This is a genomic window from Mucilaginibacter gossypiicola, from assembly GCF_900110105.1.
GTDB classification, from domain to species: Bacteria; Bacteroidota; Bacteroidia; order Sphingobacteriales; family Sphingobacteriaceae; genus Mucilaginibacter; species Mucilaginibacter gossypiicola.
On the sequence record NZ_FOCL01000002.1, the window covers coordinates 170,513 to 195,175 of the forward strand.

Below are 24,663 nucleotides of genomic sequence, written 5' to 3' on the forward strand. Positions count from 1 at the left end.
GCGGTTACATTGCGCTATGCATCACCGTTAGCCATTTATCACCGACTTTCGATAATACATGACTGGATCTGGCATTTAATGTCTCACCCGCTTTTTCCCCCGTTCCGATGGCGGTATATTCATTTACTACCAAAACTACTTGTCCTTCAAATTTCGCATGTGTTGTTTTGATGCTGATGCGTGACCATCCCTGATCAATGATTCCGCTTAGAAGTTCAGCGATACCTGTTTTTCCTTGTACCGTAGAATACCCTACCAGAATGCTTTCCTCCGCATATAGATCCAATAACTGATTGATGCCCGCATTCCAGGCTCGTTCATAGGATTGGTTAAAATCTTCGGCAATTGTTTGGGCACTATTTTCCTTTGTCATTTGCTTGTTTAATTTGTTTTGGTAAAATTAAGGTTGCCGAACCAAGGGCGGTTTGACCTAGGTCAAAAAACGTTAAGGGTTGTTAACTAGCTCGCTTCATATAACTGCGGTGTCGAAAATGACATCGGTTTCCAGTCATAATCCTGCTTATAATCAGCAACAATGTAACCCAGGCCTGGCCATGGTAAGTGACAAGAGATAACGGGTGCCTTGCTTGCAGCCAATTGTTTCAGTATCCTTTGTCTTGTAGCGACGGCTTTATTAAAGTTAGTATCCCATTGTGTTCCCCACTCCGGGTGCGAAATCAATAAGGACGTATGAACCAGGTCTACGATATGTTTGAGCTCGTGGTCGCCTGAAAATATCGTTAAACAAGGGTGACCGGGAGTATGACCTTCGGCTAATTCAGTTTTTATGCACCCGAATAAGACCTCTCCAAATTCAAATAAAGCGAGTTTGTGGTTAATAGATTTGATTGTCTTTTTGGCGAGACTGACAGATGGCTCGCTCGACACGGTATTTTTACTTTGCGAAAAATCAGGATTTTTAGACATCCAGAAATCGTGTTCCAATCGGGCTAAGGTGTAAGATGCATTTTTATAAACAAAGTCGCCGTTGTTGTCGAACAATCCACCAATATGATCTATATGCAGGTGCGTGATTAATATGTCTGTAATGCTATCCGGGTGAATGCCAACCGCGATCAAATTCTGGAGCAAACGGCCCGAATTGGGGCCCAGCCCTGATCCGCTGCCGGCATCTATAAGGATAGTTTTTCCTTCTTTGAAAATCACCAATACATTGATAGCCGCATCAATTTCGTCATTCGGCAGGAACTGGGAAGCAAGAGCTGTAGCGAGCAATTCATTGCCTATGCCCGGGGCGATAATTGGTTGTGCCGGCTTGATCAGTATATGGCCGTCCGTAACGATCATCATTTCTAAATCTCCAGCTTTGAATTTCATATGGCCTGCTCCGTTGTTTTGAGTCCAGGCGCGGGCGCCTGCGGTTGCGCTGGCAAAAGTTGGGAGACCAGCGGCTATGGTCAGCAATCCCGTAGCTTTTAACAGTTGTCTTCGTTTCATAATAGCTTTTTGACCAAAAATATTTCCTTATTATCTTTATCGCAATAATGCACTTTTTAGTAACCTACATACCAATAGTATACCAAGCTGATAATCAGCAAATAAAAATGATATTATGACATTAAAACGCTTCAATGATCCCATTTGTGCAGTTGACTATTCTTTTCAAAGGATAGGTGGCAAGTATAAAGGCCGTATCGTATGGTACTTAAACACGCATGAGGTATTACGATATGGTCAGTTGCGAAAGATGCTTCCTGATATTACCCCCAAAATGATGACGCAAACATTGCGGGAGTTAGAGGAAGACGAGTTAGTCAGCCGAAAAGTATACCATGAAGTGCCTCCGAAGGTTGAATATTCCCTAACGGATATCGGCAGGGAACTGATACCATTTATTAACTATCTGGAAGCATGGGGAAGTAAGCAAATGGACAAAAAAAACATCGTTAAAAAAATAGAATGCGTTTAAGTGCATTGAATTATCCTCGTATTTTAAAATTTTCAATTTTCCGGTCGTTGACTCATCCTTGGACCTTTTAGCGATGTATGCGGAGGCGATTAATTCCCGCTCATTTCGTCCTCTTCCGAACCTGCATCTATTTATGTCTTGCCTATATTGCTATAGCCAAAACGGTATTGAAGCTCATATGCCACTGGTGTAGAAGTTAAGCAAATGTTTAGATTGAAATAATTGCCCTTTTGGTTGACTGAATTCCTTAGTTGGTTGATTTGTAAAAATAGATTTAAAAATTTTATTCAAACTTGAATGGAGTCAATTAAATCTTAAACATTAATACCAGAAAATGAAAAAATTAATTACAGGAATCGCGGCAGTTTTCATGCTGATTCAATCAACCTACGCTCAAAAGGCATCCTCTACAGCATTAAATTCAGGGAGTGCCTATCTCACACCTGAATTTAAGATCGGCGAAAAATACGGGACAATATTTTCACGAACGATCGCGCTAACAAGTGACAAATTCCAACCAGTTGTAGTTCGTATAAGCGGTACCGGAATTTATCAGGTGTCATCCGTTGATGAAAAGAAAACCACTTTTGATGCTGAATTTCTTTATGATGGACGTCCGGTGGACCACAGCAAATCGGGCATCACCGACGGAGGCAGAACATTGATTTATAACGATAAACCGTATCTCAATACCGATGGAAGCGGTTTAGCCTACAATCCGTTTCTATGGGGCGATCCTCCGGCCCATCTCAAAAAGGGTGATAGCTGGGAATTGAACATTGCACAACCCTGGGAACTTGGAGGGCCTGGAAAAGAAACAGTAACGGTAATGAGCATTGATCCAGTCAACGCTACAGTAAAGCTGCGGCGCGAGGGCAATGGTACCGGTGCTTTTGCCGGTGATCACGCGGAAACTGAGATCTTGTTAGACGGAAAGCGCATACGCGTAAACATTAATCCGGGTGATAACCACTGGGTGGGTTATGCGATTATACGGAGGGGCATTATTATTAGTGATGAACTTTTGGTCACAAGGCCGGTGACACTCACAGCCGAGAATGTAAACCTTAATGCCAGTCAACGCCAATATATTTTACTGAATCAAATGGCAGATTAAGTAGCTAAATCATGCGTTCCTATTTTTTTAACCAGCCATATTGCCGGGGAAATTACTAACCGGTTATATGGTTAGGTTATTTAAATATCGGTTAAATGCTTCACGGTAGGTGCTGCCAATCGGCAATGATATCCCTGCTATTACAACTTCACCGGATGAAATTTCCTGGATGTGCAGGGTGTTAATGATGTATGATAGGTGTATCCGCTTAAAATTATCCGGTAGCAGCAGCTCTATTTCTTTCATGCGTTTATAAACTAAATGTCTGCTTTCTCCCATATATAATCCCACATATTCCCGCTCTCCCCGGATATACCTGATATCCGCCAAGTAGATTTTTAATAACTTACCGCTGCTCTTAACAAAAATATGTTCTCGCTCTCCCTGCCGATTAGTTTTATCGGAATGACTACCATGCGGGGCAGTAACCTTATCTACCGCCTCCAAAAAACGTTCGAATTCAATGGGCTTTAATAAATAGTCTACCACTTGATAATTAAAACTGTCAAGCGCGTATTCGGCATAGGCTGTCGTAAAAATAAATTTCTGTCGCTTGGGTAGGCAGGATGCAAGCTGCAAACCGGAGATCATTGGCATGTTTATATCCGTGAAGATAACGTCCACCTGCTGGCCTTTCAAAAATTCCATCGCTTCAAGCGCATCAAAAAATTGCCCCATAAGAAATAGCGTGGGAGCTTTCTCTATGTAGCTCGCTAACAATTTCAACGCATTTGGCTCATCGTCAATAATAATGCAACTGATTTTCATAAATTGGAATCATAAGTTCTACAAGGAAAATATCGTTTTCGGATTTGAAATTAAGATCATAGTTGTCACCATAATATAATGTTAGGCGTTTGCGCAGGTTTTGAATACCGGTTTGGGTGCTTTCTTTTTCACCAAGAATTCGGTGAATCTTATTGCGCGTGCTAAAATACAGGTTGCCGTCATTGACAGTCAGGTTGATTTGTGCCATATTATCTTCCCTTCGTCGGTCTATACCATGTTTAAAAATATTTTCTGTCATTGGCAATAACAAAAGTGGTGGTATCAGCACATCTTCTATTTCACCGATTACAGTGAAGTCGATCTGCATAGCATAACGTAAACGAATGCTCTCCAATTCCATATAGCTTTTTAATAAAGTAATCTCATCAATTAGAAATACTTTTTCTTTCCGGCTTTCTTCGATAAAATAGCGAATAATGGAAGATAGCCGCGCGATCAGAACCGCAGATTGAGGAGCTTCATTTTGAATAATGTAATAAATATTGTTCAGCGTGTTGAATAGAAAATGAGGCTGAACCTGATGTTTCAGCATTTGTAACTCTGTTTGAACCTGCTCGATCTTAATTTCAGCATGACGCGCATTCAATTGATAGTAATCTATCGCCAGGCGAAAAATGATGCTGAATATGAAAATTACAATGAAACTAAACGACGTGTAAATAAAAAGGTTAACCGATAATGGCACCCGTTTTACCGCAAAGAAGGCGTTAAAAACTGCATTGACTGCAATGACCCTGATAATGATCGTAGTTAGCAGCAATACAAAAACCCAACACACGTATTTGAATATTTTATGTTGGTAATAAAACCTGGGCAATAAAATGTAAGCGTTTGTATAAAGAATGATCGGGTAGAAAAATACCAGCATAGCCGCGTCACTCAGCGATTCTGCTACGGAGTCGTACTGAAGATTTGAGATAAAGGAGGATATGAAAATTATGATCCAAACTAAAAGCTGTAATTTCCAGGTCAGACCTTTTTTTAATATTAATACCACGTTTACTTAAGATACCCGAAAATAAATAAAAGTTAAGTCGCATTTTTTTTTATTCAATGCGTTGGCAGAATATTTAAACGAAATGTATCGAGAATCTTATTATACTATTCATTCTTTCCAATTTTATCTATATCGGAGATTTAATAGCGCTTACATCATAGCTTACAGTCGCACAGCATTGGTTCATTGGAGGTATTCATTATTATTTTTAGTCGAAACGGGTAAAAAGCGCAGCTAAGGTCTTGCCGTATTCTTTTTTTGGAGTACGCCAATAGACTACGGCATAATGGCTTGGCGCGTTCCTCACCAACCCACCCTCCGGGACTTATTCCGTTTCCTTTTGGCTATGAGCCGGCACTTCCTATGGCTTTCTTTTTTCCCTTTTTCTTTTAAAAATTATCAAGAAAAGCAAAGCGAGATAAGGAAAGCAAAACAGATTTATTCATTTATTAAAGAACAAAAATTATGTTATTCACAGGAAGAATTACCGCAGACGCTCAAACAAGGACAGTTTCAGGCGACAAACAAGTAACCAATTTTACCGTAGCCCTGAACCAACGCTACAAAACCAAAGCGGGTGAAAAAAAGGAAAAGACCGCATTTGTAAACTGCTCATACTGGGTAAACCCCGGTTTGGCCGTGTACCTCACGAAAGGCGCTATTGTTGAAATTTCAGGATGGGTTGAAGCACAAACATGGGAAAACCGTGATGGCAAAGTACAGGCTGATCTGGTTTGCTCGGTTGATACTGTTAAGCTGTTTGGCAACACCACCGCAAAGGCTGCTGACAAAACAGAAGAAAAAAAGGCGCAATCGAAAAAGGCGGTTGCGGGTGGCGAGGAAGATGATGATTTGCCATTCTAATACAAATACCCCACCCTGTACGCAGAGTGTGGGTTACTTCCAAATTCATCAATATAGTTATCACAAAAACATTGCTCATCATGAAAAATGATTTTGATGCCAAACACCTGCTAGACAAATGGGAAGCCATCGGGAAAAAAAACAGGTGGATAAGAGAAGCCCATGACCCTGCATTTGACAAATATATGTTAGTGAGGTGCGCAACCGCTGCTGAATTGGAAGCGGGTTTAAAGCAAGGCAATTGGTGCCTCGGGCAAGGTTTCCACTTCAAAAACCTATGCTTTATCAATCAGATAGACGGTGGTGACGAATGGCTCACCATCAAGGACGATTACGCCTTTGAAAGTTTCACTTTCAGCCGAATTATTGAACGTGGCGAGTTTAAGGACTATCTGCAACGGCTGCTGAACGCTACCAAAGAACAGTGTATCAATTTAGAATATTAAGCACATGAGCCAGTTAACCAATAAAACAGAGCGAAAAGCCATCAAAGTGATAGCGAACACCCTGCGCTTTTTCCAAGACACCAACCTGTTGTTTGTCAGTGCGGAAGATGCTTTTGCAATTAGGCACGCCGAGATAATGCTGCGGGCGGTCATTGAAAGCAACGGGTATAAAGACTACTATAAAAAAGGAAAAGGAACTAAAATTTTAAAAGACAAGAAACCAAAATATCATGCAAACGAACTTTTTTGAACATATCACCGCCCTTGAATTTCAGGGCGCATTAAACCTCAATCTCATTAAAGATGCCGAGGGATTATTAACCGTTTCTGTTTACCTGCCAAACGCCACAGCTGACACCGCAGGAAATGTCATACCGCCAATGATTCTAAAAGGCAATCCTGCGGAATTGGGTGAGGGTTTTTTTGGAGCGATTGCTGCTCCCGTTAAACAAACTGCAAGCCTTTTCGCAAACATGGATGCCTATCAGCAAAGTCTGAAAAAAGCTGCCGAAAATTCAAAAGCCGAACTGGATAAAAAGAATAAAGCAAACAAAGCCAAGACCACAACCGCATCAGCAACCGATACCGACGACGATGATGAACAGGATGAAACTGAAAACCTGTTCTCTGTGCAAGAAAACGAGCAAAAGATACTGGCAGAAAAGAAAAAACGCTACGCTACCGTATTAGAGCAAGTGGCGGAATTAAGCAAAGTATTTAAATATGACGAGGCAATCAGTCTGTTGCAAACCTGTGCCGACTACTTGGAAAAAGCAGAGGAAATCAACGCAAAAGGCGCGGAACTGCAAAAGCATAAAGACAGATACGAAGCATTCATAAATGATTTAGCCTAAAATACTATCATGGAAATTACAACTATCAGCAGAGTATTCCTGCATAAAAATAACGGTCAGGAAGTGCGATTGGCAGACCCCGGCATACACCTTACCAAAGAGGACGTTCGGAATTTTTACGCCAGTATTTACCCCATACTAACCACCGCCAAAATACGAGGCCCCGAATTTAAGGACGACGAAATGCAGTTCCATTTTGAAACCACAATGGGAACGAAAGGCTAAACATGAAAAATAAAATAATCACCAAAGTAAAAGTTGATAAGGATAGTGACTTATGGAGAATTTATGCACAGTTCGGCAATTACGCAGCAAAACTAAACCGACTACCCGATGCAGGAGAAATGCAGCGCAACCCGTTAAGAAGCGCGCCCCCCGCAATGGTGGTAATGGTTTTCTAAACCATACATTCAAACCTTTTTGGTTATTTGACGGCAACACAGAAAGAGCGGAAACGGAATATTTCCGCTCTTTAGAAAACATTTGTAAACACTATGACCTGCAAATACCTGATGTGAGCGGACTATCGTTCCCGCAAAATATCTACCAGTCATGGCAGATTACCAATGAACGTGTAAAAGCCATCAACAAAAAACTGGATTGCATTATCCTGAAAGATGAAGCGCACGAAGCCGTTTTAGCAACTATTAATCAATTTGATACGGGCAGGACATTATACTATATCCCTGTAAAACCCTTATGGAAATGGGTGTCTGATGTTAGGCAGCAACCCGTTGCCGATGTTGTCACCGCCATTTTTGCCTATCTATACCAGGTAGTACAGATTCCGATGTATTCCGATTATAATACATTTTTAGCCGACCAGTATCGCTATGTGGAAGATATGATAAACGACGAAATTTATGAGGATGATGCAGAAGAAACAGCTTATAAGGAGGAACAGTTGGAAGAACTGTCCATGCTCCAAAATTCAGGGATAAAATTGGGCAGGTTAATGGATGAAAAAGACAGGCTCGAACGAATGGAAGATACCGTGCTGAACTATGCCAATGCCGAGGTAAGGGATAACGATCTGGCGATACTGGCCATTGAATTTGTGCAATTGTATAAGGCATATCCGAACCGAAGCATATTTGATTCAATACGTCCCGATCTGTATTACGCCGAAGTCAATGAGCGGATTAAAGCGGATGAATATATCAGCTTTTATTGGAGTGGCGATGATATGGTGATTGAAACGGTTATGTCCATGATTGATTGCAGTTTTCAGGAAATGGGGATTACCGATGAACCAATTGATGTGGTTTTGTTTGATAATCCCAACCTCATAGAACAGGAATGCTTTGGTTTTGAGAGCCGTTTTTTCCCGCTTTTGGATAGGCTATGTACTTTTTTGAACCAATACGATAATTATAAATAAAACTAACCATGACGAATGTTAGCGAACAATTTAACAACCAGTTTGCGCCAGTTAAAGCGCTACTGATATACCAAAATCAAGCCACTGAAAAAGATAACTACGGTTATGAAACCAATAAAAATGAGGCTTATGTAGAAAGCTATGACATTGGAAAACGGGGACAGCCGGTAAATGCCCACCCGTTGAGCATTGCCGAAATGGTGACGTTAAGCAAGCTATTTCAAAGTACCGAGGAACTGAAAAGCAATTACCTTAAACCAAAGGGTTTATTGCCTGTCAACGTATTATACCTTGATGCACAAGCCGAGGGTTATGTGATTTGGTACACGCCACCGATGGTGGTCAATTTGTTTTTTGTAGATGGTTTACAAATACCAACTGGCGAGGCACACATTCCGGCAATGGTATGGAAAGCCAGTAAAAACAGCCTGAATGTTTACGCCCTGAAAGGAAAATCAAAACCAAACGCCAATACGTCTCTTTATCATGCGCCGTACTTCAATATTTATGATAGCGGTAACGTGTGCATGGGAACAGTTCGGATAGCTATCGACCGCTTTACCCGTTTAGAGGATTTTATCAGCAAATGGGAAACCTACTTTTTCGGCAGCTATTTTAGCCACACCATTGGCAACCATAGCGGGGCGCAGGTGGATTTAGTTTCGCTTTGGCAGCAACAGGTTGCTACAGGCAGGCCATTCCCGACCGAACTACTGAATAAACATTACAATCTCCAATTAAAAAGCCTTATCAAATGAAAAAGAAAATTATTAATACAGCCCCGCTTACAGCTGTTCACATTGTGCATAAAGAATTGTTACAGCCATACAATCCCATTAGTATTAACCTGATAGGCGCAGGTGGTACGGGCAGCCAAATGCTTACATCACTGGCAAGAATGAGCCAGGCATTGAACGGCCTGAACCATCCCGGTTTTGTGGTAACCCTATTTGACGATGATAGGGTTCAAACCGCGAATTTGGCAAGGCAATTATTCACCACTGCAGAACTCGGCCAGTATAAATCAGTAGCCTTGATTAACCGCGTTAACCGTTTTTTTGGCCTTAACTGGAAAGCCGAAACTGAAAAGTATGATAAGCAATACTGCTCTATTGCTCAAGGTATGGCACCGATTACCATTTCCTGCGTAGACACGGTGAAAGCCCGTTTTGAGATTGCCGAAATCCTCAATATCTATAAGAAAAATTCAGGGGGACACCGTGACAAACCGCTTTATTGGATGGATTTTGGAAACAGCAAAGACACAGGGCAGGTGGTGCTGTCAACTGTCGGAGAAATTAAGCAACCGACCTCAAAGCAATTCGCTCCTGTAGGCAACCTGCCTTTTGTCACCGAAAAATTCAAAGACCTGTTGTTACAGTCTGAAATGACCGACGACACGCCAAGTTGCTCGATTGCCGAAGCACTGGCCAAGCAAGACCTGTTCATTAATTCCACACTGGTCAATTTCGGGTCTTCCCTTATTTGGCAGATGTTCCGTGAGGGTATTATTTTCAATGATGCTCTTTTTCTAAACTTGAAAGAATATAGGGCGCAACCACTGAAAATAGCTGCATAGTCAAATGAAAATCACAGACACAGAAGGCAAAATCATTACGGTGGAAAACCTGCAACTGGCCTTGTTACAGGCTGATGATTACCGCCATTACCGACATACCGATCCCCGCTTTTCCGATTTTGATGATAGGCAGCAAGCTTATTAGGAGGACATCTATCAGAAGTTATTGGCAACAAGCCTACAGGCTAATAGCAATAACACCAATGAAATCAAGCCACAATAAATTATATTCACGTTCAAATCGGAAAACTGATGCTCACTTATCACAAAGGAGATTTATTAAAGGATGATGCCGACTGTTTGATAAATACCGTCAATACAGTCGGCGTCATGGGTAAGGGCATTGCCCTTGCTTTTAAAAATGCGTTTCCGCATAACTATTTGGTTTATCGTAATGCCTTTGCAGCCAAACAACTTGCTATCGGAAGATTACTGGTTGTTCAGGACGTAAACTTTTATTAGGTCAAAAAACAATCATCAATTTTCCTACTAAGACCCATTGGCGATTACCCTCAGAATACAGTTATGTCAGTCAGGGTTTGGAGGCATTGAAAACTTATTTATTAGAAAACGATGTTAGCTCGGTTGCGATGCCTGCCCCCGGCTGCGGTAACGGCGGGTTGGATTGGGAAAAGGTTAAACCGCTCATTGAAGATAAATTGGGTAACCTAAGCCATGATATCAGGGTGTACGAGCCGTTGTAAGGTCGTATATCTCCGTCGAAAATACCGCGCGCCGGGCCGCCACTTTCTCATTCCAATCGAAACAGGCGACCCCGGCTTGAAATGGTTGCTTGACTTTCCCATGAAATCAATCCGCTGCCGCTACGTTGCTTTCCCGCGAAATACAAGCCGGTTATGATCGAACTGCGTTGAATTTTTATTACAGGGGATAATATGCATATGGATTTTAAAGAAGTTCCTTGAAAAACTCGTTAAAATCTGCATAATAGGCTGTTGTCCAGGTGGCAACTTCATCTTCAAAAACTACCCGGACAACAGGCAGCTTTGCCCATGTACTCATTCCCGATTTCCAGCTTTCCCATGCGCCAATGTCTAACCTGCCCCTGTGAAACCAAAAATATTCCTCAGCGCAAAGATTGAGGTAACTAATGATAAGTTTTAAATCATCATCCCCAATATCGGATAATTTCACTTCGGGGGTATATTCCTTTTCCAGTCGTGGAAACTGATCGCTTAAAGCATTATAACGCTCGTTAAATTCTTTAAAGAGGTCTTTAAATAGCCGGTCCTGCGTATGCTGGTAATTTAAATAGCCTAGAAATAATGATGTAGATAATGTAATGACACCTAGCTGTGATGCTAAGAAATTACCATTAAATAAGAATGGAACGATTAACGTAATTGCAATTGCGGCGGCGTATATGGAGATTGGAGTTTTGTTACGTGATAAAAACTTCGCGAGGCTTCTATTGGTTTTCATATAGATAAGGTAAGTTGTGTACCGATTAATCAGCACGCAATTTTAAGCTTTTCACAGCTTATCCAATGAATTTGGACTCGAATTATTTACCTTTTCTTTCTTTTCTGGTAGGAGCTTGAACTTTCGAAGCATGGTTAAAGTCAAGAAGTTCTTTGGGATGAACTTCCAATGCGTTTGCAATCGCTTCTAAATTGGAAATGGTAAAGTTGCTTTTGCCGTTAAGCATTATCCAAACCTGCTTTAATGTAAACCCAGTACGATCAACGATATCTTCTTGAACAATACCTTTTTGGGTCCGTATCTCCTCAATTCTTTTCGCCACCTTATCTATGAAATCTTGATTCCGATACTTTTCTGTCATGCTTAAGTAAAGCAAGCATCAAACTGAATATTTTATTACGTCCATTTCGACTAAAAAGTTAATTTTTTATTATATTTGATAATTAAATAATTGCTAAATAAACGTATAGGTGATTGAGTCACTTATGTTATTTTTGCGGATACTTCGAAAATATTGAAGCATTCGCTTTGAGTCTTGCGCCGGAAAATTTGCACTTAGAAGGTAAATGCAGGATGAGAAGCTGGAATGCCCATGCTACAGGTATGGGCTCCCTTCTTGTTTGCGTTTACAGGGCGTGCAAACCCTTCCGGTGCGATAAGTTGGGAACCATGCCTGTAGTATTTTACAGAAACAATCTCTCTTGCAGACTCCTGATAATGAACTAATATCATTAAAATGGACGCGAAAAAAGCACTTCCTGAATTGCCTGAATTTGGTTCCCTGACTGAAATCATGGAGCGGTTTAAATCCGTACCCTATGATCAGTTTCAGCATGAATTAAATGACTGGTTTACCCGGAACTTGGCAACATCCCAGGATGCAAATTCTCTGCAAATTCTTGAAAACTCCGGCCTCGGAAACATCCCAGCTTTAGTATCTGAAATTTACCATCGCGCTGAACTACAGCACGCATTGTCAGAAGCTAAAATCACGACTGGGAATGAAGAAAAGTAAGTTCAACGTATGGCAACTGGTCATCTGTCCACCAGAATGATCTTAGGATAATGGCGGCACGGTCAGCTATTAATTAACTATGGCCGCCATTATCGACCGTATTTGATTCTTATTTCCTCAAATTTTCAACTAAAAATTTCCATGAAAAAATTAACGATATTAATCGTAATGGCAAGCTATTGCCTTTACTTTCCTGCCTTCAGCCAAACAAATCCTCAAAAAAAATATCTTCACATCGGTGATAAGATACCCGATCTGATAATTACTAACCTGATAAACTCCAAAAAGAAAATTTTGGAACTCTCCAAGTCGAGGGGCAAGGTTGTGATCCTGGATTTTTGGAATACCTACTGTTCCTCATGTATAGATGGATTCGAAGAGCTAGATTCATTACAAAAAGCGTATCCGGATCAACTGCAGGTATTGCTTGTAAACGCTGGTGGAGATACCAAGCGAACTGTAGATATCGTAATTAAACGAACGAAAGCGTGGTCTTCACATGGCTTTGATCTTCCAATAGTTTTTCCTGATTCCGTGGTTCATCCGTATTTTAAATTCCGACCTGTTCCTCACACTATATGGATCGATAAAAATGGATTCATCATTGGGATAACTGGTAAAAAGGAGGTTAATCCAAAAAATGTAGCGAAGGCTATATCAGGTGAGAAATTAACTATGGAAGAAAAAATCGATTAAGCTATCAGGATGAAAATTTCACATATCTCCTTTATAGTATTTTTAATACTAACTCTTTATTCAGAAAAAACATCGGCACAGAATCCTTTTTACTTTATTTATGGTGAAGTTTATTCCAGTTCGGGAGAGCCAATAGCAGGAGCTAATGTTTATTGGAAAAAAAACAAAACTGAAATGACTTCAGATTCAAAAGGGCATTTTAGGTTAGTTTTTAATCCTCCATCTGATACTTTGATAGTTTCCTGCCTGGGCTATAAAACGCTAACACGAGCCATTCATGAGAATGATCCGACTCCTTTAAAAATTACTTTATTACCTTCTATAACAGAATTGAAAGAAGTAGCAGTTAGCACCGGCTATCAAAATATTCCCAAGGAGCGCGCTACCGGGTCATTTTATCAATTGGATCGCAAAGTTCTGGAACAGCGAGTTGGGCCAGATATTATAAGCAGGTTAGATGGCATCACCAGCGGCTTGATTTTCGACAATCACGATATCGAGCAGCATACCATACAAATAAGAGGTTTAAGCACCCTTATTTATGATGCCGCTTCGCCCTTGATCGTGTTAGATAATTTTCCTTATTCCGGAGATATTAATAACATCAATCCAAATGACATTGAAAGCATAAGTGTTCTTAAAGACGCCGCTGCAGCTTCGATCTGGGGTGCTCGTGCAGGAAATGGAGTAATTGTAATTACTACAAAGAAAGGCCGCGCCGGTCAGCCCATCTCCGTCAGTTTTAATTCAAATTTGACCGTGTCACCAAGGCCCGATCTTTTCAAAGCCAACCAAATTTCTGTTTCAAGTTATATCGATCTTGAAAAACAGCTTTTTGCAAACGGTTTTTACGACGATGCTTTAAATGACCCCAGTTATCCGGGTTATTCTCCCGTTGTTGATTTATTGAACCAGGTGAGAAACGGAGAGATTACGTCAGGAGACGCAAACACGCAGATTGATAAACTGGCCACCCACGATGTAAGGACTGATATGAAAAATTATTTATATCGCCCATCCGTTAGTCAGCAGTATTACTTAAATCTCACCGGGTCCGGTCCTAATGTTCGTTACCTTTTTTCAGCTGGTTATGATAAGAATCTAGCGACCCTGCGCGGCAATGGTAATGAAAGATTTACCATTCGTTCGAATCAGCAGATCAATCTTACGAAGAACTGGACATTACAAACGGACCTGATCTTAACCCGTACAAACGGTCATAATAACAGTCCCGGAGGTTATGGGAGCTATTCAACGTATAACAACGGCATGGCTCCCTATGCAAGCTTGGTGGATGCGGCAGGGCGTCCGGCGGCGATCGACCTATATCACAACCGTGCATTTACCGACACAGCAGGGAATGGAAAATTACTGGACTGGAAATACCGGCCGTTACAGGATTTGGCTAATAATGATAACAGGAGCAGCACCAATGACATTTTGATCAACATTGGCACAAGCTATAAATTTCTTAAATGGCTAACCGCAGACTTTAAATTACAGCATCAGCAGTCCTGGAGCGACAGCCGGCAGGTAAATAACTTAAACACTTATTCTGCAAGAGATTATATAAACACATTTACACAAATAGATGATGGCATACCTGCTTATATTGTTCCAAAAGGTGGTATAGTGTATGCTAATAGTGGTGGAAGCAAGCAGGATGCGGTAAGGGGCCAAATCAATGTCGACCGACAGTGGGGCACAGATCATAGGTTGACTGCGATTATAGGTGGCGAAATCCGGAAAACCCAAAGCGATAATTCCTATCAAACGATTTACGGCTATGACTCAAATACGCTAACCACAAGGCCTGTAGATTATGCAAATATGTATCCCACCTATGATGAGATCAATGGGGATGGCTATATAGCCGATGGCACACGTCTAACGCGTTACGATAACCGCTTTGTATCCGTTTTTTCAAATGCGGCCTATACTTTTTTAGATCGGTATACCATATCTGCAAGCGCAAGGCGGGACGCATCTAATTTATTTGGCGTTGCAACAAACCAAAAATGGCGCCCATTGTGGTCGTCCGGCTTATTATGGCATGTGGACCGGGAGCCGTTTTACCATTTATCCTGGTTGCCGCAGTTAGCATTACGGATAACCTATGGCGAATCGGGAAATCTTTCGCCGAATGAATCTGCGCTCACTCGTATCACTTATTATGATGCTTCCAGATCTCCGGTACATGCACCATATGTGGGTATAAATTCGCCTGCAAATCCCTACCTAAGCTGGGAACAAGTAAAAACGTTTAACGCTGGAATTGATTTCAGTTTTTTAAATAATAGAATAAGTGGTAGCCTGGAATATTATAACAAGCATGCAGATAACCTGATTAATAGCGTTATCACTGATCCGACGACAGGATTTTCCGCAGTAAATAGAAATTCAGCAGCAATATTCACAAAGGGGGCAGACCTGGTGCTTAACAGTATTAACTTGGATGGTAACTTCCGTTGGTCAAGCACTTTGCTCGTAAGTTATATCAATTATAAGCTAACCAAAAATCTTGCCCCTGTAAGCACTGAGGGTTTGGTGAGTGATGGCACTTATATCTTCCCGGTTCTGGGTTACAACCCGTATATAATTGCAAGTTACAAATGGGCAGGTCTTGATCCGCAAACAGGCGATCCAATGGGATATGTTAACGGACAAATTAGTAAGGATTACGCTGCTATAACAAAAAATCCTGTTGATCAACAGGTTATTAACGGTTCAGCTGTCCCTTCTTTGTTTGGCAGCATTCGTAACACCATTGAATATAAAGGTATTGCGGCTGCGTTCAACATAACTTATCGGTTTAACTATTATTTCAGGAAGCCTGCTACGAACTATGGTACTTTGTTAAGTAGCGGTGTAGGTTACAAGGATTATGAAAGTCGTTGGCAAAAGCCCGGCGAGGAAAACAATACAAATGTCCCTTCTTTTATTTACCCTGACGACTCTGAGCGGGATCAATTTTACCACTATTCCGCTGTTAATGTTGCCAAAGCTGATAACGTTAGAATTCAGGATATCTACTTGAGCTATGATGTGCCGCTTAGAAGCTCTTCGCGAATTTTTAAAAAATTGCAGGTATACCTGTACGCCAATCAGCTCAATGTGCTCATTTGGAAGGCCAATAAATTTGGGATTGACCCAGATTTCATCTACGGAATAAAAACACCGGCCGCTTATTCTATCGGCTTTAAAACCAATCTCTAATTGACCATGAAAATCATGATTGCTAATAATACACACGAATGCAAGGTATGGGTGTGCCTTTTAATTGCCTTTAGTTTAACAATTTCAAGCTGTAAAAAATACCTCGATGCAAAACCTGACCAGTCTTTGGCTACGCCTTCAACGATTGAAGACTTAGAAGGGATTTTAAATAACTATTCATTTCTAAATGCTCGTTTTCCCTCAGCGGCCGAAGTGAGTTCAGATAACTATTATTTAAAAGTTTCGGATTGGTCATCAATATTAGATGTTCAACGCAACTTGTACACCTGGCAAAAATATGATTTGATCGGTAGTGATTATATTACGCCATATTCTGCGATTGAATATGCAAACATAATCCTGGATGCAGTCCCAAAAATCGATAATACAGACCCTGCAAGATTAAACGTTGTTAAAGGTAATGCGTTGTTTTTTCGAGCAAGCTATCATTACGCACTGGCCCAGTTGTACTGCAAAGCCTATCAGAGTTCTAGCGCTTCAAATGATTTAGGAATTGCCTTAAGACTAACTTCAGATGTTGCCATCAAGCCAGTCAGGTCAACTATTGCCACTACATACAATTCAATAATTGAAGATCTTAAAAATGCCTCAGCATTGTTGCCACCAGTAAGCGATGTGAAATACCACGCCGGCAAATGCGCTGCATTTGGAATGTTAGCGCGCACTTATTTATCAATGGGTAATTACCGTTCGGCTGGAATTTATGCCGACTCAGCCTTGAACATTTACAATAAATTACTGGATTTCAATAGTATAAATAAGACGTCGGCTATTCCATTTGCCCAATTCAACGCCGAAGTTATATTTGATTGCCGTTCTGCGGCACCACAAGCACTTGCCTCATCGAGAGCGAAAGTAGATACAACCTTATATCGCAGCTATGATTTAAATGATCTTAGAAAGGTATTATTCTTCAAAGCGAATATGGATGGCAGTTATGCGTTCAAGGGAAATTACACGGGTCAAAATAACGCAGCGGTTTTTACCGGTTTAGCCACCGATGAACTGTATTTAATAAAGGCGGAATGTGCTGTCAGACTTGATAGGCATGGAGACGCGCTTGCGGCATTGAACACGCTTTTAAGTTCAAGGTGGAAAAAAGGAGCGTTTGTAAATATTACGATAGCAGGGAAAGATCAATTGCTATCTTTTATTTTGGCTGAGCGACGCAAAGAGTTAGTTTTTAGAAATGCTCGCTGGACAGATTTGCGAAGGCTCAATTCAGACGATAATTTTAAGACAACCTTAACAAGGAATTTAAATGGAACAACTTATACACTGAATCCGGGCAGTGACAGGTTTGTAATCCAATTAGATAGGTCCGCAATAGATTTAAGCGGGCTAATACAAAATCCATAAAAAAGGGGCTCACGCCCCTTTCTTTTTAGTTTTTCATTTCTATGTTGCCATCTGCGGCAGCATGACCTTGTTGAGATGACCACAAGTTCGCTTTTTCTGCATTGAATTCAGATGCCACCGGAGTTTGCCCAGCGGGACGGCTGGTTGTCATTGTTACCCCACAAACATCCGATGAGCCGCTACATGGTGCAAGGGTAGAGCTCTGGTAATTACTGATATTTTGAATATCAGCCTGAGATGTACTACCTGTGTAAATATAAAAATTGCTGTTAGCTTTTTTCGTTGTAAACGCACTTGCGCTTAAAGCTATAACGATGGCTAATACGCCTAAAACTTTATTTTTCATATTGATGTCCGCTTTTATCAATCAAAAGGCGGGAAAAACTTCTGTAATCAAGTTATTTTATACTTATTCGATATTTCGGAATCATGAGCCGTGTTCAACGCAATCTCTTACGCCATTGAACAAGAATGTTTTTTAGATTACTTGCCAATGAACCTCCTTTCTTTCTCATTAATAATTACTCCATACACACTTAGCGACAGGAATATCAAATTAAATACAAGATGCTGGCCCCAACTAAGGTTGTTTATAATTCCACCACATGCGCAAGGCACTTTTCCGAAAGCGCCTGTCATCGCTAGCACAACATACACCGTAAATACAAGCATCAAGAACGCAGCACTAAAAAAGCCGATCATTCTCGTTTTTCTGAAAAGCATTGCAGCAATGGTCACCAGTTCAGAAGCGGGTATCAGCACGATGAGATAATCGACTGACCATTTTGGAACCGGCTGCCTGTGCATTTCAATTTTATAGTTATTGAATGCGATCAATTTGCTAAAGGCTGCGTAACTGAACATGAGTATCAGTAAAAATGAAATCAGGTCAGGTATATCGGTGCGTCTCATCGTTGCCAAATTTGTAGGATAAAGCTCGGTACTCCCAAAAGTTTTAACGATGACAATCATTACAAACAATCAAAACGATTGCTACAACTTTATTAAATTTTTGAACTCTTGAAAGTGATACTTATCACACCTGCGATTAGTGTCTGCCCATCAGGCGGGCGAGTGTTTCCCTTGACATATTGAGATAAGACGCGATGAATTTTGCCGGGCTTTTTTGAAAAATTATGTGATTTTGTTCAAGTAACCGGTCATAACGCTCGTTTGCTGGTAGTGTCAAAATGTTTTGCCGCTCATATTCTTCTTTGCGGCTCTTTAAGAGAGCGAACTTGATCAGAAAAGACGTTTCAAGAAATTTTTTTTGCAGATCGTTCAAATCACTATAACTAAGCACGATGGTGTTGGAGGTCTCCATAAACTCGGTATAGTAAAAAGATGGAACCTTATAATATCCTTCATAAGAGAAAATGAGTTCTCCCGCTGTGTAAAATCTGACGGTGTGTTCAGTTCCTTTGCGGTCATAATAATAGCTCCTGGCAAAGCCGCTTTCGACTATATAGAGATTGGTTTCTATTTGACCGGCCGCATGAATAATCTGTTTGCTTCTATAAATTTCCGCATGTAAATGGCTTTCCAATGATATGGTAAACTCGTTGGAAAAATGACCGGCATCCTCAAGAACCTGACTCACGGTGTTATTTAACATGGCATCCTTATTATCTTATCAGAAACATATCCTCAAATAGTCAAAATTAAAGGGCGAAATTTCTAAAGTTGGGACATGCGCGAGAATTATTAACTAATTGTTAAAGAATTGATTCATGTCCCAATTTTTGGAAAAATCGTGACCTATTTTTATTCTATAACGTCATCACTATGAATAAAAATTTTCAAAATGCTAGTTTCAAGGACTTTGAAAATGTCCCTGGACAAGACCTTTATACTACTGTCAACGAGTTTCATGAATACCTCGACTTCCTGCGAAATAACGGTCATCTTAATTACCGGATTGAATCTGTATCGCCCGTAGGTCCGGAAATGGATTTACTGCTTCCGGGCCATACGAAAACCACCAGGTCGGTCTGCCTCGTCTCAAACGATTATCTGGGCTTTAGCCAGCATCCAAAAATAAAAGCTGCTGTGATAGACGGTATCACCAGGTTTGGCACGGGCTCCGGGGCCTCCCCGGCCATAGGTGGCCATTTCATTTACCACAAATTACTTGAAGAAAAAATTGCCGCATTTTATAGAAAAAGACAGGGCATTTTATATACCACCGGTTATACTGCCAACAGCGCAACATTACAATGCATTTTGCATAAGGAAGACCTGGCCATTTTAGATATGGCCGTACACGCCAGCGTTTACGAAGGCGCACTCAACACCAGTGTTAAAACATTCCTTCATAATGATCTCGACATGTTAGAAAAAGTATTAAAAAATGCGCAGGATAAATATCGTACGCGAATGGTCGTTATTGATGGCGTGTATAGTCAGGATGGGGACCTTGCACCTATCGGGGCCATTGCCGACCTTGCACATAGTTATGGCGCCTATTTGGTAGTCGATGATGCTCATGGTATTGGCGTGATAGGAAACACAGGGCGAGGTGTAATTGAATTAGAAAATGCATTCGATAAAGTTGACATTATAACGGGTACATTCAGTAAGGCCTTGGGAAACATCGGCGGCTACGTTCTCGGTGAACCAAACCTGATCGAATATTTAAAATTTCAATCCAAGCAGCATTTATTTTCGACGACGGCTACGCCCGCCATTTTCGGAATATTAAAGGCAATTGATTTAGTGGATGAAGAGCCTGAATGGCGAACAAAACTGTGGAATAATATCAATTATTTGAAAGCTGGTTTGATCTCCGCGGGTTTCGACGTGGGAACAACTGCGTCAGCTGTTATACCTGTTAAGATCGGCGATATCCCCAAAACACTGGAAGCCGGCCGCTTGCTGCTTAATTCCGGCATTTATACTAATCCTATAATGTACCCTGCTGTCTCGAAAAAGAATGCGCGTATCAGGATGAATATGATGGCTACTCACAGCTTTGAACAGCTAGACAGGGTGCTTGATGCCTTCAAACAAATTGATCAAATACTAAAAATATCAACTAATTATCACGCGTGATCCCCATAAGCAGACTATACAATCTTATCGTCAACAGCTTTTTTAAATACCTTATGGAGGAAAGATATATCCAATATGAAAAACGTCTCCGTTCAACTTCAACAGTTCGTAAAAGAATCGCTGCATCCGAACAATATCACAGGACAATCTTTGACCGATAGTGAGTTCGAAAAATGGAATACTTTCATTATATCAGCAATTACTGAATTATCCCATGATCATATCCGATCAATCTTTGTATCAAATAGTCAGAGAATCGATATTGCTGAACTAATTATTTTCATAACTGATCTCAGTAATACGATTGGTGAATACCTGACCCGGTATAATAAAGTTTGGCAAAAAAATATCATGGCAGCCCGTATAAGACAAAGTTATCTGTCGTCGTGCGAGCTATTTGAAAACTTCCTGGATGTACTTGCAAAAAGATACCCGCGCATTGCCGCCCATACCGCAATTAGCCATTACGCAATCTTTCGGGTTAAGCAAGAACTGAGAGTGTCGGCAAACGCTGCCGCTGTCTATCTGCAAAGCCATCATATTGATGTCAATATCATTTCTTTGCTGACAAGCGGTTTGAACCATATCATCAATCAAAAAACATTAAGCAGAGCAGATGAAAATTATGTTCGAAAGCTTGTCGCGTTATTATTGAAAAGGAAATTTTCCAAGTCTGAAGAGGTCGTTGACTTTTTGATTGTTAACGACTTTAACCTTCCTGATTTTTTTCTTTTTTGCCTGGAACGTTGGAATAAAAGGGTTTCTGAACAGGATGGGCTCCTTGAACAAAAAGAAAAATTGCTGGATTTGAAAAGTCATTTATATGAATTGTCCGTGACTTCTGGCCTGAAATGCCCCTGGGAAAAACAAAAGCTTTATAATGAACTGAATAAATTCCTTTCGGAAAAATATTTTATAGTTAAGGAGCGGTTGAAAATCAGCCTTCAGTTGGCTAATGACATGCATTATCAAACCCGTGGTAGACGGATATTGGTCAATCTTTCGGTGGCTCAACTCGGGCTCTTCCTGCGTTTGCTGGTAGAAAAAGGCGTTTTGGCCAAGGAACATATCGGCGAACTTTTTGCTTTTTTTGCCAAGAATTTTTATACACCAAACACTGATTTTATTTCACCGGAAAGTCTTCAGAAAAAATCCAGTGTGGTGGAACACGCAACGGCTCAAAAATTAAAGGCCATTTTGATCAGCATGCTGAACTGGTTAAATACGAACTATAACCTCTCTAATTATAATTAAGCTTCTAATGTGCGCTTTTGAAATTCGTGCAAAAGACCGTGGCTCTTTAGCATATTCAACATTTCAGCATACCACATATAGTTAAATTCTCTGTGAGCTTTTAGCTTTGATAGATTCACTGACATCAAATCGCCAAGATTAAATAAACCCAGCTTCTCGGCGCGCTCTGTAAACTCACCAGCCATACCTAATTTCGGGAATGAAAATTTAAGCTTTGCGTTTTCTAACATATAAAATGCTGCATTTGTAGTATAGACCAAATTTGCAGCTTTTACGGCAAAATTGAAAATGAATCTTAAAAGCAATTGCCTTTTTAATCTCGATTTACTTTCTTTTTAAATGATGTTCTTTTTAGGGTCTAAACATTTCTTACCAAAAAATGGCATGTTATAGGCCGTTGACTATCAGTCAAATATGTAGATTTCGCTTTGTTTTATAATACCACTTGTCAAAGGGGGTGAAAGGATTCTTTCACCCCCTTTCACTGTTTTAGCGTGTGCTTAAAAACGTGATTTGCCTTCATGAAATTCGAGGGTTTATCTCTGTTAATGCTTAATGCTGACTATACCGGCGCAAATGCAGTTACTGAAAGTAGGGCGATGAGCTATATGATCAGCAATGCAATTGCCCACCTTATCTACAGCCGAGGCAATGTCGACCACTGGTTGACACAACATTTGATTTCCCCTTCCAATGTGCCTGGAAAAAGTTCCGCAAAAATTCTTGATAGAACCACTGGACAGCGTTGCCGCTGCCAGCAACAGGCACAACCATTTGCCACTAGCAGATGAAAAGCTGTAAGCGCTTGGCTTATAACGGTCTTTGACGTATAGGGATGAAACATTATCCTGCTAAAAGCAGGAAATTATGCGAAGGTGAGATTGAAAGTATATCAATATCTGAAAGCGCATAGGCAGGCGAAGGCCCGTATCGTAGGATGCGACGTGAGTAATCCCGAAAAAATCTACCGGCAGAAATGAATTAACGGGTTCGTTACCCGCTGCCGGTACATGGAATCAGTCCTGTTCAAGGCAAACTTTTCCAACTGGTAAGAAAAATCAACATTTGAAGACAGTGATGTTTTCGCCAGGAACCAAGTGCCTTTTCGAGTATTAACCCTTTTAACTTTTAAAAAAATGTCAGTATTACTTACAGCTAAAGAGCTGAAAGATCAGGCGTCTCTTGTCGATTTTTTGGCGCGACTTGGCTATCATCCAGTTAAAAAATCTCGGCGAGAAAAATTATATCTGAGCATGTTGAGGGAAAACGACACTAAACCATCATTTAGTGTAAATGATGAGCTGGGTGTTTGGTTTGACCACGGCACACGCAAAGGCGGTAACATTGTTGACCTCGGCCTGGCAATGTGGAGCCATTTATCCTTTGGCGAGGTCATCAAAAAAATCCAAATGGTATGCGATGTCAGCATTGCCGAAAAAAAACCATTGCGGCCCCGCATTTCGGTTAAGGTGCCCAACTACATTGTAATTGAAACGAAACCCATTGGAACACATCCGGCCATTACCAATTATCTTAAAAGGCGTCAGATTTTTGAACAGGCAAGGGACATCCTTCAGGAGATCTATTATTTCGTACAGGATCAGAAAGGTGATCGAAAAAGCTTTTATGCCGCCGGCTGGAAAAATGAAAAGAATGCCTGGGAAGTTCGGAACAAGTATTTTAAAGGATGTCTCGGGAACAAAGCGATAAGCTTTATACAAGGTCACTCCAAGAAAGCAGCTGTGTTTGAGGGTTTTATAAACTACCTCAGCTGGAAAGTGGAAAATGCGACGGCTGATCATAGTATCATCGTTTTAAATTCAATTGCTTTATTGGCTGACGGAATTGAAAAGGCAAAATCTTTTTCCTTCTTAGACGTCTATTTCGATCGTGATCAATCAGGCTTGACAGCAACAAACGAGTTTATAGCGGCGTTGCCTTATGCCAGTGATCGTTCGGGTACTTTTGATGGATTCAATGATTACAACGATAAACTCGTCGCCGCCGCTAAAATGCACGAACAGCAGGTAAGTATGGAAACCGTTCCAAAAACGGGTGTTTTACGTCGACGTTAGGGTGCAAAAATCGGAATTAGATATCCGGGAAAATCTTTGATTTTCCTACGGCAAGATGTCTTTTTGTCCGACAAAAAGGATCTTGCCCCCGGGGGGAATTGAAAACAGCGCAACTCGTTTTTTTATGGAGGATTATCAATGGCAAAAGGCAGGCCCCAATTAAAAAGTGGAAAAAGAACTAAAAAAATCGATGTCAGATTCACAGACGATGAATATAACCTGATCATCACTTTGGAGCAAACATTAGGGATTAGCAAGACTGAGCTGTTGAGGAAAAGGGTTTTAAATAATGCCCCCACAGTTATAATTAATGCAAAAGAACTTATTATGAGCCTGGATGACATTTTCTCAGAATTGGGCAGGATCGGAAATAATATTAACCAGCTGGCGAAACATGCCAACACCCTCAAACTTCAGGGTGCATTGTCGCCATTAGTTGCCGAACAATTTAATGTTCATTTTCATAAATATCTTCAGATCCAGCTACAACTCGAAATCAGCTTGCGCAAGGTGATCAGGCTGGTGGGAAGATCATAGCTTTTCCATGTACACAGCTTTAATGATCATCAGTTCCAT

33 protein-coding genes are annotated in these 24,663 nt (G+C 40.8%); 23 read left to right on the plus strand and 10 right to left on the minus strand.

Translation table 11 applies throughout. The annotated features are described in order from the left end of the window. Positions 1-4: 4 nt before the first annotated feature. The gene (locus tag BMX50_RS05850) at positions 5-373 is read right to left on the minus strand and encodes a YybH family protein (protein ID WP_091209058.1); all 369 of its coding nucleotides are present in this window, start codon (positions 371-373) and stop codon (positions 5-7) included. An 86-nt stretch (positions 374-459) separates the two neighbouring features. Continuing rightward, a complete protein-coding gene (locus BMX50_RS05855) occupies positions 460-1,458 on the minus strand; it encodes an MBL fold metallo-hydrolase (protein ID WP_091209061.1) in 999 nt (332 codons plus the stop codon). Between the two features lie 115 nt (positions 1,459-1,573). Here BMX50_RS05855 and BMX50_RS05860 point away from each other — a divergent pair, with 115 nt between their 5' ends. Both BMX50_RS05860 and BMX50_RS05865 read left to right on the plus strand, forming a co-directional pair. Then, positions 1,574-1,930, plus strand: a complete 357-nt coding sequence (locus BMX50_RS05860) for a winged helix-turn-helix transcriptional regulator (protein ID WP_091209063.1) — start codon at positions 1,574-1,576, stop codon at positions 1,928-1,930. 334 nt (positions 1,931-2,264) lie between these two features. Beyond that, positions 2,265-3,047 (plus strand): hypothetical protein, encoded by a 783-nt coding sequence (locus BMX50_RS05865; RefSeq protein WP_091209066.1) that lies wholly within the window; start codon positions 2,265-2,267, stop codon positions 3,045-3,047. A gap of 63 nt (positions 3,048-3,110) precedes the next feature. On the opposite strand, the gene BMX50_RS05870 is transcribed toward BMX50_RS05865, so the two are convergent. Together BMX50_RS05870 and BMX50_RS34445 are read right to left on the minus strand one after the other, a co-directional pair. After that, positions 3,111-3,815, minus strand: coding sequence for a LytR/AlgR family response regulator transcription factor (locus BMX50_RS05870; RefSeq protein WP_091209068.1), 705 nt, complete (start codon positions 3,813-3,815; stop codon positions 3,111-3,113). Next, the gene (locus BMX50_RS34445; RefSeq protein WP_167667822.1) at positions 3,790-4,422 is read right to left on the minus strand and encodes a sensor histidine kinase; all 633 of its coding nucleotides are present in this window, start codon (positions 4,420-4,422) and stop codon (positions 3,790-3,792) included. The genes BMX50_RS05870 and BMX50_RS34445 overlap by 26 nt, the downstream gene beginning before the upstream one ends. Before the next feature lie 876 nt (positions 4,423-5,298). Here BMX50_RS34445 and BMX50_RS05880 point away from each other — a divergent pair. The 12 genes from BMX50_RS05880 to BMX50_RS35040 all read left to right on the plus strand — a co-directional run bounded on the left by BMX50_RS05880 (position 5,299) and on the right by BMX50_RS35040 (position 10,661). Next, on the plus strand, positions 5,299-5,697 hold the full coding sequence (locus BMX50_RS05880) for a single-stranded DNA-binding protein (RefSeq protein ID WP_091209072.1): 399 nt from the start codon (positions 5,299-5,301) through the stop codon (positions 5,695-5,697). A gap of 80 nt (positions 5,698-5,777) precedes the next feature. Then, positions 5,778-6,143, plus strand: coding sequence for a hypothetical protein (locus BMX50_RS05885; protein ID WP_143065096.1), 366 nt, complete (start codon positions 5,778-5,780; stop codon positions 6,141-6,143). A 4-nt stretch (positions 6,144-6,147) separates the two neighbouring features. After that, positions 6,148-6,393, plus strand: coding sequence for a hypothetical protein (locus tag BMX50_RS05890; protein WP_091209078.1), 246 nt, complete (start codon positions 6,148-6,150; stop codon positions 6,391-6,393). Further along, positions 6,374-6,997: a PRTRC system protein E gene (locus BMX50_RS05895; protein WP_091209081.1), complete on the plus strand. Its 624-nt coding sequence runs from the start codon at positions 6,374-6,376 to the stop codon at positions 6,995-6,997. The genes BMX50_RS05890 and BMX50_RS05895 overlap by 20 nt, the downstream gene beginning before the upstream one ends. A 9-nt stretch (positions 6,998-7,006) precedes the next feature. Continuing rightward, on the plus strand, positions 7,007-7,222 hold the full coding sequence (locus tag BMX50_RS05900; protein WP_244280872.1) for a PRTRC system protein C: 216 nt from the start codon (positions 7,007-7,009) through the stop codon (positions 7,220-7,222). 2 nt (positions 7,223-7,224) lie between these two features. Continuing rightward, positions 7,225-7,398, plus strand: a complete 174-nt coding sequence (locus BMX50_RS34450; RefSeq protein ID WP_167667823.1) for a hypothetical protein — start codon at positions 7,225-7,227, stop codon at positions 7,396-7,398. A 113-nt stretch (positions 7,399-7,511) separates the two neighbouring features. Then, positions 7,512-8,378 carry a hypothetical protein gene (locus BMX50_RS05905; RefSeq protein ID WP_091209087.1) on the plus strand — a complete coding sequence of 289 codons (867 nt, stop codon included), beginning with the start codon at positions 7,512-7,514 and terminating at the stop codon, positions 8,376-8,378. 8 nt (positions 8,379-8,386) lie between these two features. Beyond that, positions 8,387-9,136 carry a hypothetical protein gene (locus BMX50_RS05910; protein ID WP_091209090.1) on the plus strand — a complete coding sequence of 250 codons (750 nt, stop codon included), beginning with the start codon at positions 8,387-8,389 and terminating at the stop codon, positions 9,134-9,136. Continuing rightward, entirely contained in the window at positions 9,133-9,957 is an 825-nt protein-coding gene (locus BMX50_RS05915) for a PRTRC system ThiF family protein (RefSeq protein ID WP_091209092.1), read from the plus strand. Before BMX50_RS05910 ends, BMX50_RS05915 begins: the two co-directional genes overlap by 4 nt. Positions 9,958-9,961: 4 nt before the next feature. Continuing rightward, complete coding sequence (locus BMX50_RS34455) at positions 9,962-10,102, plus strand: hypothetical protein (protein ID WP_167667824.1); 141 nt, start codon at positions 9,962-9,964, stop codon at positions 10,100-10,102. Between the two features lie 107 nt (positions 10,103-10,209). Continuing rightward, entirely contained in the window at positions 10,210-10,419 is a 210-nt protein-coding gene (locus BMX50_RS35035; protein ID WP_091209095.1) for a macro domain-containing protein, read from the plus strand. 11 nt (positions 10,420-10,430) lie between these two features. After that, a complete protein-coding gene (locus BMX50_RS35040; protein ID WP_262494030.1) occupies positions 10,431-10,661 on the plus strand; it encodes a macro domain-containing protein in 231 nt (76 codons plus the stop codon). A 205-nt stretch (positions 10,662-10,866) separates the two neighbouring features. Here BMX50_RS35040 and BMX50_RS05930 read toward each other — a convergent pair whose 3' ends face one another. Then, positions 10,867-11,400: a hypothetical protein gene (locus BMX50_RS05930; RefSeq protein ID WP_091209101.1), complete on the minus strand. Its 534-nt coding sequence runs from the start codon at positions 11,398-11,400 to the stop codon at positions 10,867-10,869. An 82-nt stretch (positions 11,401-11,482) separates the two neighbouring features. Further along, positions 11,483-11,761 (minus strand): helix-turn-helix domain-containing protein, encoded by a 279-nt coding sequence (locus BMX50_RS05935; protein ID WP_091209104.1) that lies wholly within the window; start codon positions 11,759-11,761, stop codon positions 11,483-11,485. 375 nt (positions 11,762-12,136) lie between these two features. Here BMX50_RS05935 and BMX50_RS05940 point away from each other — a divergent pair, with 375 nt between their 5' ends. The 4 genes from BMX50_RS05940 (at position 12,137) to BMX50_RS05955 (ending at position 17,707) form a co-directional block, all read left to right on the plus strand. Continuing rightward, the gene (locus BMX50_RS05940) at positions 12,137-12,415 is read left to right on the plus strand and encodes a hypothetical protein (RefSeq protein WP_091209106.1); all 279 of its coding nucleotides are present in this window, start codon (positions 12,137-12,139) and stop codon (positions 12,413-12,415) included. A 141-nt stretch (positions 12,416-12,556) separates the two neighbouring features. Beyond that, entirely contained in the window at positions 12,557-13,111 is a 555-nt protein-coding gene (locus tag BMX50_RS05945; protein WP_091209110.1) for a TlpA family protein disulfide reductase, read from the plus strand. A 9-nt stretch (positions 13,112-13,120) separates the two neighbouring features. Then, on the plus strand, positions 13,121-16,327 hold the full coding sequence (locus BMX50_RS05950) for a SusC/RagA family TonB-linked outer membrane protein (protein ID WP_091209112.1): 3,207 nt from the start codon (positions 13,121-13,123) through the stop codon (positions 16,325-16,327). A gap of 6 nt (positions 16,328-16,333) precedes the next feature. Next, a complete protein-coding gene (locus BMX50_RS05955) occupies positions 16,334-17,707 on the plus strand; it encodes a RagB/SusD family nutrient uptake outer membrane protein (protein WP_091209115.1) in 1,374 nt (457 codons plus the stop codon). A gap of 25 nt (positions 17,708-17,732) precedes the next feature. Here BMX50_RS05955 and BMX50_RS05960 read toward each other — a convergent pair whose 3' ends face one another. The 3 genes from BMX50_RS05960 to BMX50_RS05970 form a co-directional block, all read right to left on the minus strand. Beyond that, positions 17,733-18,053, minus strand: coding sequence for a hypothetical protein (locus BMX50_RS05960; protein WP_091209117.1), 321 nt, complete (start codon positions 18,051-18,053; stop codon positions 17,733-17,735). Positions 18,054-18,190: 137 nt separating this feature from the next. Next, on the minus strand, positions 18,191-18,679 hold the full coding sequence (locus BMX50_RS05965; RefSeq protein ID WP_091209120.1) for a MauE/DoxX family redox-associated membrane protein: 489 nt from the start codon (positions 18,677-18,679) through the stop codon (positions 18,191-18,193). 76 nt (positions 18,680-18,755) lie between these two features. Further along, positions 18,756-19,322: a Crp/Fnr family transcriptional regulator gene (locus tag BMX50_RS05970; protein WP_091209122.1), complete on the minus strand. Its 567-nt coding sequence runs from the start codon at positions 19,320-19,322 to the stop codon at positions 18,756-18,758. A gap of 170 nt (positions 19,323-19,492) precedes the next feature. Here BMX50_RS05970 and BMX50_RS05975 point away from each other — a divergent pair, with 170 nt between their 5' ends. Continuing rightward, entirely contained in the window at positions 19,493-20,758 is a 1,266-nt protein-coding gene (locus tag BMX50_RS05975; protein WP_091209124.1) for an aminotransferase class I/II-fold pyridoxal phosphate-dependent enzyme, read from the plus strand. Positions 20,759-20,833: 75 nt separating this feature from the next. After that, a complete protein-coding gene (locus tag BMX50_RS05980; RefSeq protein ID WP_091209126.1) occupies positions 20,834-22,012 on the plus strand; it encodes a hypothetical protein in 1,179 nt (392 codons plus the stop codon). Here BMX50_RS05980 and BMX50_RS05985 read toward each other — a convergent pair. Next, complete coding sequence (locus BMX50_RS05985) at positions 22,009-22,242, minus strand: hypothetical protein (protein ID WP_167667826.1); 234 nt, start codon at positions 22,240-22,242, stop codon at positions 22,009-22,011. The two genes, BMX50_RS05980 and BMX50_RS05985, sit on opposite strands and share 4 nt — an antisense overlap. A 291-nt stretch (positions 22,243-22,533) precedes the next feature. On the opposite strand from BMX50_RS05985, the gene BMX50_RS34190 reads away from it, so the two are divergent. The 3 genes from BMX50_RS34190 (at position 22,534) to BMX50_RS05995 (ending at position 24,624) form a co-directional block, all read left to right on the plus strand. Further along, the gene (locus tag BMX50_RS34190) at positions 22,534-22,803 is read left to right on the plus strand and encodes a hypothetical protein (RefSeq protein WP_143065097.1); all 270 of its coding nucleotides are present in this window, start codon (positions 22,534-22,536) and stop codon (positions 22,801-22,803) included. Positions 22,804-23,148: 345 nt separating this feature from the next. Then, positions 23,149-24,087 carry a hypothetical protein gene (locus BMX50_RS05990; RefSeq protein ID WP_091209132.1) on the plus strand — a complete coding sequence of 313 codons (939 nt, stop codon included), beginning with the start codon at positions 23,149-23,151 and terminating at the stop codon, positions 24,085-24,087. Positions 24,088-24,225: 138 nt separating this feature from the next. Next, a complete protein-coding gene (locus BMX50_RS05995) occupies positions 24,226-24,624 on the plus strand; it encodes a plasmid mobilization protein (RefSeq protein ID WP_091209134.1) in 399 nt (132 codons plus the stop codon). Positions 24,625-24,663 lie beyond the last annotated feature (39 nt).

What these genes read in the sequence shown, in the direction of transcription:
- BMX50_RS05890 (WP_091209078.1), top strand. Translation starts at nt 6,148, where the DNA reads ATGAGCCAGTTAACCAATAAAACAGAGCGAAAAGCCATCAAAGTGATA.
- BMX50_RS34450 (WP_167667823.1), top strand. Translation starts at nt 7,225, where the DNA reads ATGAAAAATAAAATAATCACCAAAGTAAAAGTTGATAAGGATAGTGAC.
- BMX50_RS05940 (WP_091209106.1), top strand. Translation starts at nt 12,137, where the DNA reads ATGGACGCGAAAAAAGCACTTCCTGAATTGCCTGAATTTGGTTCCCTG.
- BMX50_RS35035 (WP_091209095.1), top strand. Translation starts at nt 10,210, where the DNA reads ATGCTCACTTATCACAAAGGAGATTTATTAAAGGATGATGCCGACTGT.
- BMX50_RS05910 (WP_091209090.1), top strand. Translation starts at nt 8,387, where the DNA reads ATGACGAATGTTAGCGAACAATTTAACAACCAGTTTGCGCCAGTTAAA.
- BMX50_RS05870 (WP_091209068.1), bottom strand. Translation starts at nt 3,815, where the DNA reads ATGAAAATCAGTTGCATTATTATTGACGATGAGCCAAATGCGTTGAAA.
- BMX50_RS05950 (WP_091209112.1), top strand. Translation starts at nt 13,121, where the DNA reads ATGAAAATTTCACATATCTCCTTTATAGTATTTTTAATACTAACTCTT.
- BMX50_RS05935 (WP_091209104.1), bottom strand. Translation starts at nt 11,761, where the DNA reads ATGACAGAAAAGTATCGGAATCAAGATTTCATAGATAAGGTGGCGAAA.
- BMX50_RS05930 (WP_091209101.1), bottom strand. Translation starts at nt 11,400, where the DNA reads ATGAAAACCAATAGAAGCCTCGCGAAGTTTTTATCACGTAACAAAACT.
- BMX50_RS05880 (WP_091209072.1), top strand. Translation starts at nt 5,299, where the DNA reads ATGTTATTCACAGGAAGAATTACCGCAGACGCTCAAACAAGGACAGTT.
- BMX50_RS05975 (WP_091209124.1), top strand. Translation starts at nt 19,493, where the DNA reads ATGAATAAAAATTTTCAAAATGCTAGTTTCAAGGACTTTGAAAATGTC.
- BMX50_RS05960 (WP_091209117.1), bottom strand. Translation starts at nt 18,053, where the DNA reads ATGAAAAATAAAGTTTTAGGCGTATTAGCCATCGTTATAGCTTTAAGC.
- BMX50_RS05985 (WP_167667826.1), bottom strand. Translation starts at nt 22,242, where the DNA reads ATGTTAGAAAACGCAAAGCTTAAATTTTCATTCCCGAAATTAGGTATG.
- BMX50_RS05990 (WP_091209132.1), top strand. Translation starts at nt 23,149, where the DNA reads ATGTCAGTATTACTTACAGCTAAAGAGCTGAAAGATCAGGCGTCTCTT.
- BMX50_RS05855 (WP_091209061.1), bottom strand. Translation starts at nt 1,458, where the DNA reads ATGAAACGAAGACAACTGTTAAAAGCTACGGGATTGCTGACCATAGCC.
- BMX50_RS05980 (WP_091209126.1), top strand. Translation starts at nt 20,834, where the DNA reads ATGAAAAACGTCTCCGTTCAACTTCAACAGTTCGTAAAAGAATCGCTG.
- BMX50_RS05895 (WP_091209081.1), top strand. Translation starts at nt 6,374, where the DNA reads ATGCAAACGAACTTTTTTGAACATATCACCGCCCTTGAATTTCAGGGC.
- BMX50_RS34455 (WP_167667824.1), top strand. Translation starts at nt 9,962, where the DNA reads ATGAAAATCACAGACACAGAAGGCAAAATCATTACGGTGGAAAACCTG.
- BMX50_RS05885 (WP_143065096.1), top strand. Translation starts at nt 5,778, where the DNA reads ATGAAAAATGATTTTGATGCCAAACACCTGCTAGACAAATGGGAAGCC.
- BMX50_RS05970 (WP_091209122.1), bottom strand. Translation starts at nt 19,322, where the DNA reads ATGTTAAATAACACCGTGAGTCAGGTTCTTGAGGATGCCGGTCATTTT.
- BMX50_RS05860 (WP_091209063.1), top strand. Translation starts at nt 1,574, where the DNA reads ATGACATTAAAACGCTTCAATGATCCCATTTGTGCAGTTGACTATTCT.
- BMX50_RS05865 (WP_091209066.1), top strand. Translation starts at nt 2,265, where the DNA reads ATGAAAAAATTAATTACAGGAATCGCGGCAGTTTTCATGCTGATTCAA.
- BMX50_RS05955 (WP_091209115.1), top strand. Translation starts at nt 16,334, where the DNA reads ATGAAAATCATGATTGCTAATAATACACACGAATGCAAGGTATGGGTG.
- BMX50_RS05995 (WP_091209134.1), top strand. Translation starts at nt 24,226, where the DNA reads ATGGCAAAAGGCAGGCCCCAATTAAAAAGTGGAAAAAGAACTAAAAAA.
- BMX50_RS05900 (WP_244280872.1), top strand. Translation starts at nt 7,007, where the DNA reads ATGGAAATTACAACTATCAGCAGAGTATTCCTGCATAAAAATAACGGT.
- BMX50_RS05915 (WP_091209092.1), top strand. Translation starts at nt 9,133, where the DNA reads ATGAAAAAGAAAATTATTAATACAGCCCCGCTTACAGCTGTTCACATT.
- BMX50_RS05850 (WP_091209058.1), bottom strand. Translation starts at nt 373, where the DNA reads ATGACAAAGGAAAATAGTGCCCAAACAATTGCCGAAGATTTTAACCAA.
- BMX50_RS34190 (WP_143065097.1), top strand. Translation starts at nt 22,534, where the DNA reads ATGAAATTCGAGGGTTTATCTCTGTTAATGCTTAATGCTGACTATACC.
- BMX50_RS05945 (WP_091209110.1), top strand. Translation starts at nt 12,557, where the DNA reads ATGAAAAAATTAACGATATTAATCGTAATGGCAAGCTATTGCCTTTAC.
- BMX50_RS05965 (WP_091209120.1), bottom strand. Translation starts at nt 18,679, where the DNA reads ATGATTGTCATCGTTAAAACTTTTGGGAGTACCGAGCTTTATCCTACA.